Origin of the sequence: Mucilaginibacter paludis DSM 18603 (assembly GCF_000166195.2) — a bacterium.
GTDB lineage: Bacteria > Bacteroidota > Bacteroidia > Sphingobacteriales > Sphingobacteriaceae > Mucilaginibacter > Mucilaginibacter paludis.
The window spans coordinates 6,914,935-6,926,771 of the sequence record NZ_CM001403.1 but is presented as its reverse complement, the minus strand read 5'-3'; the positions used below and the strand labels follow the sequence as shown (position 1 = coordinate 6,926,771).

Genomic DNA, 11,837 nt, shown 5'->3' with positions numbered 1-11,837 from the left:
ATGTGTTGACGGGGGTAAGCAAAAAGGCAGGCAATTGAACACTTTGCCCCTTGCTGATGCTGATTGGTCCACCGCGGTAGCTGCGATAGCCCAGCATAGAAACCATCACGCGATAATTACCATCCATTATCCTATCAAAATAAAAGCTGCCATCTGCGTTGGTCAACAGGGTTTTTAACCGTTACGGAATCTTTTACGTTTAACAGTATCACGGTAGCGGGTTGGTAACAATAAAGTTAAACCCTGCCCGCTCTTTGAATCCCTTACTGGTGGTACTGCCTTTCTTTTTATTGTACTTTTCAGTATTGGCTATCCGCCTTGCCTTGAGCTCTTCACTTACCGGTTCTATTATTATCCTTACCGGCATCTTATCAGCTCCGATATATACCTGTTGATCAAATACGCCGGTTATGCCTTGTAGTTTCGACAACTCTAACTTTTTGGTATTGGTCGTCCTTTAATAGATAAATCGTTGTTTTCGGACATAATTTATTAATAAAGAAAGCTTTGACTTTGTTAATATTGTTCATATAACTCAAGTGAGTGTAACCCAGATCTCTCATATATAATACCCCCGGCTGAATTGATGCCTTGTCCAGATGACTCTCACCCTGGTCATTTGCGTTGGCCGGAGTTACTTTGATATCGCTTTTACCACTTTTGATTTCAAATTCAAATTGTACAGATGCTCCCGCTTTCATCCCACTTCCTTTTGTTCCGGGGAATGTCTCTGCAATAACTTCCGGCAACGCGAAACGGGTAGAATCTTTGATACGGATCTCCAAGCCCTGTGTTTGCTCTTGCGGTAACTCAACTGCTATTAATTGCTCAAAAACGGCTTGTACAAACTTTGTCATATTGCTGTGATGTCTTTGATGCAATGCCTGCTTCGAAATATCAAGCCCATCCCTCCGCATTAACTGCATACTCATGCCGTTAAACGATTGATCTCCATCAAATAACGCCATATCCAATAGTTCCTTGCCTCCCACTTTTCGTTTGCGTTGTATAGCCTCTGTTTTACGGGCCAGGCCATCTAACACCGTTGGTTCAAATAGTTCCGAACTCATTCGCTCGAATAATGACTGCAATTTTGCAGTTCCGATTCTTGCTCTAAAAAAATTTTATCCCTTTTTTTTCTAAAGTTGACGGCTATGCTCTCGAGAGGGGAATCGCACTTTCCAACCGCTTTTGAAACTCCCCTCTTGAGAGGCCAGGAGGTGCGGCTGCAAGGGGTGTGTTCGCCGCGCGACGAACGATGCTGACTGCGTTCTCATCCTATCGCGAACTCAAATTTTACTTTTTCTGTACAGTTAAATTATTTTAGGCTTGTTAAATTAGCCGTCGCCATAAACACAGGTTAAATGAAAAAATCCAGGTTAATATTCAGGCAGGTGAAGGCTTTAGCTGGCAACCAGGGCGAAGAGTTGCAGGCTCTTATCTGGCCGCTTATCTGTTATTCACCAAAAATTCCGCTCAGGTTACAGCAGGAGCAATTGCTGGCCGAGGCCTCAAAATTTAGCCTTCCCGTTCTCGATCCTCACTTCACCCAATCCCAATTAACATTTCATGGCTTTAAATGGGGTAGCGGCAAGCATAAAGTATTGCTCACCCATGGCTGGGGATCAAAGGCTGCCGATTTTTTCGACCTGATTGTATTGCTCAGGGAAATAAACGACCTCGAGATCATCGCCTTCGACGCGCCCGGCAACGGCAGTTCCGAGGCCGAACTATCAAACCTGCTGCTCTACGTACAGGCAGCAAAAGCCGTTATACAAAACTATGGTGCGCCGCATATCGTTATTGGCCATTCGTTAGGGGCTATGGCCAATATCATCGCGCTACAGCAAACAGGCGTTACACCGTCGTTGTTAATCAGCCTGGCGCCGCTTATCCGGCTAAAAGAAAACTTTATGGCTACACTGGCCGCCGCCGAAGTGGCCGACACCGTGCAGGCCATGTTTTTTGAGCGCTTCGAAGCTATCTTCAATATGTCTACAGCGTATTTTAACTGGGATAATTTTTATCATTTCGGGTCGGCAATAGAGCATCGGCTGGCCCATACCCGGCAGGATCTCATTGCTCCTTACGCTTATCTTCATGAGTTTTTAACCCGCCACCCCGAAATTGACGCACATCATTACGACGATACTACCCACGAAAGGATGCTAAGAGAACCCGCAGTTATTGCCGATGTGGTGGATCTGATTAAAACCAGGCTACGGTAAATAAACCATAAAAACTGGGCGTTCCCTCCTCCGTCGGGCGCGCTTTCCACTGCAAGTCCTCATTTCGCTACGCTGCATTCCGGGCTTTCCGTTGCAATCGCTAACGCGAAATATGGATTGAATGACCACTGATTTGAAGGATGATTAATTTGATTGCACTGATTCTTTGATTGATTGAAAAATATTCGTGCAACTAACCATCATAATCCCCTAAACTCAAAACCCTTTTTGCTCCAATACTTCATGGCCCTCGGTAAAACATATTCCAGCCTCGAAAAAGCCTTCAGGCTGTCATGGAAAACCACAACCGATCCATTTTCGGTAGCCTTCAGCACATTGTGCAGGCAGGTATTAGGTTTAAGAGCGATATCGAAGTCGCCGCTCAACACATCCCACATCACAATTTTTAAACCCGGTGCCACAGTTTGTAAAGCCTTAATCTGCGATTTTTTAATGCGCCCGTACGGCGGCCTAAACCACCTGCTATGCAATAAGCTATCACATTTTTTAAAGTTATCGGCATACGTTTCGGTATCGGTTGCCCAGCCGCGTAAGTGGTTAAAAGTATGGTTACCTATGGTATGCCCATCTGCTTTTACCTGTTCAAAAATGTCGTTGTTTTTAACCACGTTATCGCCAATACAAAAAAAGGTGGCCAGGGCATTATATTGTTTTAAAGTTTTTAATACAAACGGTGTAACAATGGGTATAGGTCCGTCGTCAAAGGTCAAATAAATGCAATGCTCATCCCGGTTAAGGTTCCAGATGAGGCCGGGGTAAAGTTTTTTTAACAGCGATGGTGTTTTAACCAGGTACATGGCATCAAATAAAGTAAAATGTATCTGTAAAATTATAATATAAAATCAGGCATCAGTGTACTACACTAATTTACAAACAAATATGAATTTAAACATACTATCTTTTAACATCAGTAAAGTATTAACAGTGGTTATTGTTGGTTCATTATTGTTGTTAAGTGCCGCATTAAAAACCAGTGCGCAGGAAGTGATCACCCTGCAAAAAGCCATCGATCGTACGCTCGAAAGAAACCTCACCATCAAACAAGCGCAGTTTAACGAAGCCATAGATGTTGAAAACGTAAAGCAAGCTCAATATAACCGCCTGCCTAACTTAAGCGCCAACCCGCAGGCATCATTTAACTATGGCCGCAGTGTCGATCCATCAACAAACCAGTTTGTTAACCAGAGTATTTTTGGCTTAAGCGGCAGTGTTACATCGCAGGTATTACTTTTTCAGGGTGGCTTACTAAAAAATCAGATCCTGCAAAACAAGCTTCAGCTTGATGTTGATAAAAGCAACACCGCTAAAGTAAAAAACGACCTGGTTTTAAACGTGGTAACTACCTACCTTTCCGTTTTAAGCAACCAGGATCTGCTTAAAGCATCTGTACAACAGGTCGACATCAGCCAGCAAACCTTAGACCGGACACAGAAAAACTTTGATGTGGGAAACAATACCCTGGCCGACTTATCGCAGGCCAAGGCCCAGGTATCAACCGCCCAATTAAACCAAACCACGGCTCAAAACCAACTGGATATATCCATTTTAACGTTGAAGCAATATATGGAAATGGACCCTGCCACCGATATCACGGTAGAAAAACCTGATGTTAGCAAGCTAACGGATATAAAATCGCTGTATAACGCGCAGGATGTTTTTAAGGATGCTGTGAGTATTAACCCCGATGTGCGCCTGGCCGAGGTGCAAAAGCAATTAGCTTATCAAAACATTAACGTGGCCAAAAGTTATTACTATCCAAGCTTATCGCTTTTCGGCTCGCTGGGTTCAAACTATTCTGATGCCCGTAAAAACGGATCAATAGTGTCAACAGGTGCTTTCGAAACCATTGGTGTGGTAAGCGGCACCAATACACCGGTAGTTACACCAGCCTATTCACAAGTATACAGCAAGTATCCGTTTATGGATCAGCTGAGCGATAACTTTAACCAAAGTGTAGGTATATCTTTACAAATACCAATTTTTGGCAGGTTTGCTACGCGTACATCGGTACGTAAAGCCAAAATCAGCTACCAGATAGCCGAGGTTGGTGCCCAGCTTGCCAAAAACAACCTCAACAAAACCATCAGCCAGGCGGTATTGGATGTTAGGGCTGCCGATAAAAAATACTACTCGGCACAACAAACTTACCAATCCAATAAAGAGGCTTATAACGTGATGCAGCAACGCTACAATGTGGGCCTGGTAAACTCGCTCGATTATAATACATCGTTAACCACTTTAAATAAATCGGAATTTGATATGATACAGGCCAGGTATGAGCTTATCTTCCGCAGTAAAATAATCGACTATTATCTCGGTAACCCTATCACACTTTAATCAAACCAAAATCCATCAATCATCATGGGAAAAACTACAAAATATATTTTGATAACGCTGGGCGCTTTAATTGTACTGCTTATAGTTTTAAAAGCGGCCGGGGTAATAGGCAAACCGGCAAAAACACAGGTAGCTACCGATAAGGCCGAAAAACGTAATATTGTGGAAACGGTATCGGCCAGCGGTAAAATTAAACCCGAACTTGAAGTGAAGATCAGCTCGGAGGTATCGGGCGAAATTGTGGAACTACCTATAAAGGAGGGTGATATTGTTAAAAAGGGCCAATTGCTTTGCCGCGTACGGCCGGATATCCTGAAATCGGGATATGAGCGGGCCGTAGCGTCGTACAATACCCAAAAGGCCAGTGTAGGCAATGCCAGCCAGATGCTTAACCAGGCCAAGGCTAATTTTGCCAACTCAGAAGCTAAATATAAAAGAAGCAAGGAGCTGTACGAGAAGAAAGTACTCTCGGCTTCGGAATTTGATGCCGCCACTGCCGACTATGCCTCGGCAAGGGCAAACCTGGAAGCAGCACGCCAAAACCAGATAGGCTCAAACTACGGGCTGGCGCAATCGTCGGCATCGGTAAAAGAAGCTCAGGATAACCTGGCTAAAACCAGTATTTACTCGCCGGTTGATGGCGTAGTATCTAAACTTTCGGTAGAAAAAGGTGAGCGTGTTTTAGGAACCATACAAAATGTGGGTACCGAGATCATGACTATATCCGACCTGGGTGCGTTGGATGTTAATGTGGATGTTAACGAGAATGATATTAACCGGGTTGCCGTGGGCGATTCGGCTGTGATTGAGGTTGACGCCTTTTTAGGAAAAAAATTTAGTGGCTTAGTGCGCGAGATTGGCAGTTCGGCCAATGTGGTGGGCACCAATGCCGACCAGGTAACCAACTTTACGGTAAAGGTAAGGCTGCTGCCAGAATCGTATGCGCGTTTGGTAGCTAAGGATGCTAAAAACCCTTCTCCGTTTAAACCGGGCCTTTCGGCAACGGTTGATATCCAAACTAACCGTACCATAGCACTTTCTGTGCCTATCCAATCGGTTACTACAAGGGCCAAAAAGGATAGTACGATGAGTGATGCGCCGCAGAAAGATGATTCGAAAGCTAAAGTGAAAAATAACGATGTGGTTAAAGAGTATGTTTTTGTTTACCAAAACGGAACGGTTAAACAGATTGAGGTAACCACTGGCATCCAAAACGATACCTACATACAGATCCTTTCGGGCTTAAATGGCGGCGAGGAAGTGGTTTCGGGCCCTTACTCTGCCATATCCAAAACATTGAAAGATAAAATGGAAGTGGAGAAAGTAGATAAGTCTAAACTGTTTAGCGGCGATAACGGTAAGAAATAGAAAATATCTGCTTAATAATTACTTATTTTGTCCCGCTGTTAAGCTTAACAAGTTTTAACAGCGGGACATTTTATTGAGATGGATATTCAAGGCAAAAAGAAGATTGTAGTAGTAGGCGGGGGGAGTTGGGCAACAGCCAATATTAAGATGCTGAGCGACAACGTGGTGGAAAAAGAAATATACTGGTGGATGCGGAGCGGAGATGCTGTTGAACACATCCAGCAGTTTAAACATAACCCGAATTACCTCAGTTCGGTTGAAATACGGGTTCCGGCGCAGCATATCTCTACCGATTTAAAGCATTTAATATCCATCGGCGATTTTATATTGCTGAATGTGCCTGCCGCGTTTTTAAAAGACGCCTTAAAGGATATTACTGCCGACGACCTGAAAGGGAAAAAAATTATTTCGGCAATTAAAGGTATCGTGCCCGACGAGAACCAGATTATAGGCGAGTTTTTAAACCAGCATTACCAGATGCCTTTTGAAAACTTTATTGTAATAAGCGGCCCTTGCCATGCCGAAGAGGTGGCCCTCGAAAAGTTATCGTACCTCACCATTGCATCGGCCGACCACGAACTGGCGGCCTGTTTTGCGGGTATGCTGCAAACGAGGTATATTAAAACCAACGTATCCGACGATATTTATGGAACCGAATACGCGGCTGTGCTGAAAAATATTTATGCCGTTGCCAGCGGAATATGCCACGGCGTGGGTTACGGCGATAATTTCCAGGCGGTGCTGATATCAAACGCCATCCGCGAGATTATGCATTTTGTAAACGCCGTACACCCTATTGACCGCGACATCAAGGAGTCGGCCTACCTGGGCGATTTGCTGGTTACCGCTTATTCGCAATTTAGCCGCAACCGTACTTTTGGTAACATGATAGGGAAGGGATACACCGTAAAATCGGCCCAGTTAGAAATGAATATGGTTGCCGAAGGATATTATGCAGTAAATTGTCTACACCAGGTTAATAAGCAATACAAGGTAAATATGCCTATTTGCAGCGCAGTGTATGCTATTTTGTATAAAAAACACTCCCCGGTGCTTGAAATGCAGCATTTGGCCGAACAATTGAGTTAGTGGAGGTAATACATTACCGATACTTATGAAAACTTACGTTGCAATTACCATACATGCTACTTGTGCGGTTATATTAGCTATGGCCTCCTGCTCCGGAAAGGCGTCGAAAATAAAAGGAGAGTGGCGCTCCAAAAATGGCGAAACAATTTTAAAAATTACTAACAAACAATTCACCATGGATAGTGATTCGCCCATACCCGAAGATTATTTTATCAAAGGCGATACCATATTTACATCCTTTGAGGGCAACCAGCCTTATACTAAGTTTGTAGTAAAGGAATTGGATGAGCATTCGCTCAAATTGGAATATCCCGATTCGGCATTGGTGGAGTTTACCAGGTAAGCCCCAAAGCCCCCTCTAAACCGCGTAGCGCTCATGCACATCCTAAACAAATTGAGGTGCATAATTTCCACCGGTAGGGGAGACTTTTTTTTATTCTTTATTCGTTTAAGCCCTCCCTTACCGGGCTACCGTGTACCCACATCTTTTGGATGCGATTAGAATACTCCGTTAGGAGTAAAAGTCCGGTAGAATGATCAATCACAAAACGTTTAGTGCCCGTAGGTATGCTACCATTATTTAAGCAGTTCACGCAGGTTGCAGAGTTCGTCGCACGGTGAACACACCCCTGTAGCCGCAATGTCAAACGCGCCCCCTCCCGAGAGGTGAGCTAAATAAAATCACTCATTATCAATGCAATATAAAAATAAAGCGACGGCCCGTGCGATTCCCCTCTCGAGAGGGGCGGAGGGGTGTGTACTATACGAGCGATCATAAGGCAAAAGTTTTTTTATCTCATTTCTTAGCGTTTGGCGCATTTGCGTGACCTTAATAATTTTCAGAAGCAATCAAAACTTAATTACATTAGTTGTAAGTGCCACCTATCGGCTGTATAATATTCTGTTTCTTTGAATTGCGGCCATAAAAAAGCGAAGTGGATTTGCGTACCTACCAGCACGCAAAATCCATTTCGCCAATATGCTACCAAGCTTTAACCTCGATGGGGTTTTACTTAAAAAGATATGGGTACACGGTAGCCTACCGCGGAGGGTTTGGGTGGGGCTCAAGATTCTAAACTCTCCGGCTCAAGACTCTGGGCTCAAAAACTCTGGGCTCAAGAAACCTCATTCAGCATGAATACCTTCGGCAATCTCTTCGATAGTTTTTTGGTTAAAGGCGTCCAGGTCGGCGGGTGTGCGGCTGGTTACCAGACCATTATCCACTACCACTTCTTCGTCAACCCACTCGGCTCCGGCGTTAACCAGGTCGGTATGTAAAGAAGGGAACGATGTTAACCTGCGGCCTTTAATCAGTCCTGTTTCGATAAGCAATTGCGGGCCGTGGCATATAGCGGCAACAGTTTTACCCTCATCTAAAAATGCCGAGGCAAAGGCGATGGCATCTTTATTAAGGCGAAGCTTATCGGGGTTTAAAACGCCTCCAGGTAAAACCAGCGCATCATAATCATCGGGGCTTACTTCGTTTAATTTTTTATCTACGGTAATTTCAATACCCCAATTGGTTTGATCCCAGGCTTTTATTTTATCGTTTTTATTAGGCGAGATGACGTGTACGGTTGCGCCTGCAGCCTCTAAAGCGGCCTTAGGGCTGGTTAATTCCACTTGTTCAAATCCTTCTTCTGTCAGGATGGCTACCCTGCGGTTACTTAAATTTTCCATAATATTGTCTGTTTATTAAGGTTTAATTAATTATATTAATCAATACCTAATAACGACAGATGAATGGAGATATGGTTTTGTTTAATTTTCAATTTATACCATCCGCGTGGCAAACTGGATAAAGTTGCTGGTCAACCCGTCGTCGTCGGTACCCTTACGGCGGATAAAAAAGAAATCGCGTTTAATATGCAAGCCTTCAACCGGTACCTCTACCAGGTCGCCTTCGGCAAGGGCGCGTATAATGGAGGGGCGCGGCATAAAGCCTAAGCACTGGTCGGCCAGTAAAAAGTTCTTCAGCGCCTCTGTTCCGCCCAGCCTGATCTTGATATTAAGGTCGGATGATTTTACCCCATGTTCTGATAAAGCCTTCAGCAAGGCATCCAACGTGCCCGAGCCCCGCTCGCGCAGAGCGATTGGTATTTTGGTAAGTTGCTCAATGGTTAACGCTTGCCCGGCCAGCGGGCTTTTTGACGAGCAAACCGGTATCACCTCGTCGCTCATAAAATGCTGGTACGATACCGTGGTCAGTTTATTTTCAACCTCAATAATGCCTACGTCCACCTCGTGGTTAAGCAGTGCGTTTAAAATATACTCCGAGTTGCGGTTCACCAGCTGCACATCCACATCGGTAAACTCCCTTTGAAAATTGGATAGGATGGAAGGGAGTATATACAAGGCGATGGTAGTACTTGCCCCCAGGCGCAAATTCCCCGAGGCATGCGATACATTGCTCAGGGTGGATAAATCATATTCAATCTTCCGTTGTATCTCGCTGGCTTTAAGCAGATGATCGTTAAGTATTTTACCCGCCTTGGTGAGCAATATGCTGCCGCCTTTACGTTCAAATAAAGGCACCCTGTATTGGTCTTCTAATAATTTAATATGCTTGCTTACGGCAGGTTGCGTAATAAACAAAACCTGGGCGGCTTTTGAGAAACTCAGATTGGCGGCAACCTCTAAAAAAACCTGGTGAGCAACAGACAGCATTACTATTAATTATTTTGATGCAAGATAGGCATAAAAAAATCGCCTCAAAAAAGATGTATTGGTTTACATCTTTTTTGAGGCGATCAACTGGATTAATGACGGCTTATTTTTTGGTCCAAACGTCGTTATCAGGATTAGAATCCGGTAAAACATGATCCGGATCCAGCGTAACCGATTGTATTTCTTCTGTCGAAGGATAATTGAATGTCCAGCTGGTATTGCGTTCCCATACCTCTACAGGCAATTTTAAACGCTCAACCTTGCCGCTTACCAGTTTAATATCCATAATAACCGGCATCACCATTTTTTCGTTGTTGATAATGGTAATCAGGGCGCCCTGTGCCGGATCGTTATTGTTATAAGTAACGGTACGTACACCTTGGTCAAGCTTCCAGTTGTTTAAAAACCATCCTCTCCAAAACCAATTCAGGTTTTCGCCGGCAACGTTCTCTATCGTGCGGAAAAAATCATCGGGCATAGGGTGTTTAAAAGCCCAGCGGCTGATATAAGTTTTAAAGGCCAGATCGAAACGTTCGGGGCCTAAAATTTGCTCGCGCAGTAAAATCAAACCAGCACTTGGTTTAAAATAAAGCAAGGTGCCGTTATTGCGTTCTTTCAGGTTATCAACCACGCTGAGTATCGGCTCCAGGCTTGGCGAAGTGAGGCCCAGCCGGTGCATATCGGGCGCTTGTGCCGCTTTATATTCGCCACCGTTAAAATCGGCTGTTGATAGCGTATTGATAAAGGTGTTAAAGCCTTCGTCCATCCAGCCGTACATGCGCTCGTTTGAGCCCACGATCATCGGGAACCAGGTATGGCCAAATTCATGATCATTCACTCCCCATAACGATTGGCCTTTAGCTGTGGAGCCACAAAAAACGATGCCCGGGTATTCCATACCGCCAACAATACCTGCAACGGCTGTAGCCGCCGGATAAGGGTACTCAAACCATTTTTTGGAATTGTATTCGATTGATTTTTTGATATACTCGGTTGAGCGGCTCCAGGCATCTGCGCCGTTGCTTTCAACAGGGTAGGCAGAAATGGCTGTGGATTTTTTGCCGCTCGGCAAATCCATTTTGGCGGCATCCACAATAAACGAAGGCGAAGAGGCCCACGATGCATCGCGCGAATTTTTAATTCTGAATTTCCAGGTCAACTCGGCTTTGCCTGCCGGGCGCGATTGAGGATCACTTACCTCGCTGGCCGAACGGATGATAACCGTTTTCTCGCTTTTTTCTGCCAGGGCCCAGCGTTTTTGCTGTTCTGCAGTGTAAACTTCGGCAGGGTTTAATAATTCGCCCGAGCAAAATACGATGTGGCTTGCAGGCGCGGTTATGTTCACATTAAAATCGCCGTACTCCAGGTAAAATTCACCCGGGCCGGTATAAGGCAGGGTATTCCATCCATAAATATCATCGTACACGCACATGCGCGGATACCATTGCCCAACGGTAAATATTTTGCCGTTTTTGGTTTGCAAAACACCCATCCTGTCCGACCCATAATCGGGCGAGATAAACGAGTACTCAACTTGCAGCTTTACCTGGCCGCCGTTTGCAGCAACATCCTGTGGTAAATATACCTGCATGCGGGTATCGTTTATCAGGTATTTAACCTCGGTAACGCTGGTTTTGCCTTTAAGGGCCGATATCACCTTTACCGATTTTATTTTAAACCCGGCATCAAATTTTTGACCACGGCCCGCATTCCGGCTGCCTCCCGTAGGCACAATGGCGTTTCCGCGCGAGTCCAGTTTAAACAAATTCTGATCCAGCATCATCCATAAAAAGGATAATTTATCCGGACTGTTATTGGTGTAGGTTAAAGTTTCGCTGCCGGTAATTTCGTTTTTTTGATCGTCCAGTTTGGCATTTAAAGTATAATCGGCACGGTTTTGCCAGTATTTAATGCCTGGCTGGCCGCCTGCCGAGCGGTACTCGTTTCCGTTTTTACTATAAAAATACGGTGCAAAGGCATCATGATAGTTATAGTTGGTAACCACCGTATCTGATGACTTGGGATAAGCCCGGCGCTGCTGTGCCTGGCCGGTTGTGGCTGCAACGGTACTAAGGGCCAAAGCAAACCCCGCAATTAATTTAAACTTCATTTAGTGTGTTTTTTTTG

11 protein-coding genes are annotated in these 11,837 nt (G+C 44.7%); 5 read left to right on the top strand and 6 right to left on the bottom strand.

Translation table 11 applies throughout. The features are described from left to right. Positions 1-208: 208 nt before the first annotated feature. Positions 209-430: a hypothetical protein gene (locus MUCPA_RS39040; protein ID WP_233276806.1), complete on the bottom strand. Its 222-nt coding sequence runs from the start codon at positions 428-430 to the stop codon at positions 209-211. Beyond that, on the bottom strand, positions 396-1,070 hold the full coding sequence (locus MUCPA_RS29360; RefSeq protein ID WP_040626644.1) for a hypothetical protein: 675 nt from the start codon (positions 1,068-1,070) through the stop codon (positions 396-398). The genes MUCPA_RS39040 and MUCPA_RS29360 overlap by 35 nt, the downstream gene beginning before the upstream one ends. A 294-nt stretch (positions 1,071-1,364) precedes the next feature. Here MUCPA_RS29360 and MUCPA_RS29355 point away from each other — a divergent pair, with 294 nt between their 5' ends. Next, on the top strand, positions 1,365-2,228 hold the full coding sequence (locus MUCPA_RS29355) for an alpha/beta hydrolase (protein ID WP_008511498.1): 864 nt from the start codon (positions 1,365-1,367) through the stop codon (positions 2,226-2,228). A 200-nt stretch (positions 2,229-2,428) separates the two neighbouring features. Here the strand turns inward: MUCPA_RS29355 and MUCPA_RS29350 are convergent, their stop codons facing one another. Further along, positions 2,429-3,046, bottom strand: coding sequence for a polysaccharide deacetylase family protein (locus MUCPA_RS29350; protein WP_008511497.1), 618 nt, complete (start codon positions 3,044-3,046; stop codon positions 2,429-2,431). A gap of 82 nt (positions 3,047-3,128) precedes the next feature. Between MUCPA_RS29350 and MUCPA_RS29345 the strand changes: the two genes are divergently transcribed. From MUCPA_RS29345 to MUCPA_RS29330, 4 genes are all read left to right on the top strand, one after another. After that, on the top strand, positions 3,129-4,586 hold the full coding sequence (locus tag MUCPA_RS29345; RefSeq protein ID WP_157544007.1) for a TolC family protein: 1,458 nt from the start codon (positions 3,129-3,131) through the stop codon (positions 4,584-4,586). 24 nt (positions 4,587-4,610) lie between these two features. Beyond that, positions 4,611-5,954, top strand: coding sequence for an efflux RND transporter periplasmic adaptor subunit (locus MUCPA_RS29340; RefSeq protein WP_008511494.1), 1,344 nt, complete (start codon positions 4,611-4,613; stop codon positions 5,952-5,954). Positions 5,955-6,032: 78 nt separating this feature from the next. Beyond that, complete coding sequence (locus tag MUCPA_RS29335; protein WP_008511493.1) at positions 6,033-7,043, top strand: NAD(P)H-dependent glycerol-3-phosphate dehydrogenase; 1,011 nt, start codon at positions 6,033-6,035, stop codon at positions 7,041-7,043. Between the two features lie 25 nt (positions 7,044-7,068). Next, complete coding sequence (locus MUCPA_RS29330) at positions 7,069-7,386, top strand: hypothetical protein (protein WP_040626642.1); 318 nt, start codon at positions 7,069-7,071, stop codon at positions 7,384-7,386. Between the two features lie 782 nt (positions 7,387-8,168). Here MUCPA_RS29330 and MUCPA_RS29325 read toward each other — a convergent pair. From MUCPA_RS29325 to MUCPA_RS29315, 3 genes are all read right to left on the bottom strand, one after another. Further along, positions 8,169-8,723, bottom strand: coding sequence for a type 1 glutamine amidotransferase domain-containing protein (locus MUCPA_RS29325; protein WP_008511491.1), 555 nt, complete (start codon positions 8,721-8,723; stop codon positions 8,169-8,171). Between the two features lie 93 nt (positions 8,724-8,816). After that, entirely contained in the window at positions 8,817-9,710 is an 894-nt protein-coding gene (locus tag MUCPA_RS29320) for a LysR substrate-binding domain-containing protein (protein ID WP_008511490.1), read from the bottom strand. Between the two features lie 103 nt (positions 9,711-9,813). Beyond that, positions 9,814-11,820, bottom strand: a complete 2,007-nt coding sequence (locus MUCPA_RS29315; RefSeq protein ID WP_008511489.1) for a M1 family metallopeptidase — start codon at positions 11,818-11,820, stop codon at positions 9,814-9,816. Between the last annotated feature and the right edge of the window lie 17 nt (positions 11,821-11,837).

Coding starts and splice junctions, on each gene's coding strand:
- MUCPA_RS29345 (WP_157544007.1), top strand. CDS start 3,129: ATGAATTTAAACATACTATCTTTTAACATCAGTAAAGTATTAACAGTG.
- MUCPA_RS29330 (WP_040626642.1), top strand. CDS start 7,069: ATGAAAACTTACGTTGCAATTACCATACATGCTACTTGTGCGGTTATA.
- MUCPA_RS29320 (WP_008511490.1), bottom strand. CDS start 9,710: ATGCTGTCTGTTGCTCACCAGGTTTTTTTAGAGGTTGCCGCCAATCTG.
- MUCPA_RS29350 (WP_008511497.1), bottom strand. CDS start 3,046: ATGTACCTGGTTAAAACACCATCGCTGTTAAAAAAACTTTACCCCGGC.
- MUCPA_RS29360 (WP_040626644.1), bottom strand. CDS start 1,070: ATGAGTTCGGAACTATTTGAACCAACGGTGTTAGATGGCCTGGCCCGT.
- MUCPA_RS29335 (WP_008511493.1), top strand. CDS start 6,033: ATGGATATTCAAGGCAAAAAGAAGATTGTAGTAGTAGGCGGGGGGAGT.
- MUCPA_RS29340 (WP_008511494.1), top strand. CDS start 4,611: ATGGGAAAAACTACAAAATATATTTTGATAACGCTGGGCGCTTTAATT.
- MUCPA_RS29325 (WP_008511491.1), bottom strand. CDS start 8,723: ATGGAAAATTTAAGTAACCGCAGGGTAGCCATCCTGACAGAAGAAGGA.
- MUCPA_RS29355 (WP_008511498.1), top strand. CDS start 1,365: ATGAAAAAATCCAGGTTAATATTCAGGCAGGTGAAGGCTTTAGCTGGC.
- MUCPA_RS29315 (WP_008511489.1), bottom strand. CDS start 11,820: ATGAAGTTTAAATTAATTGCGGGGTTTGCTTTGGCCCTTAGTACCGTT.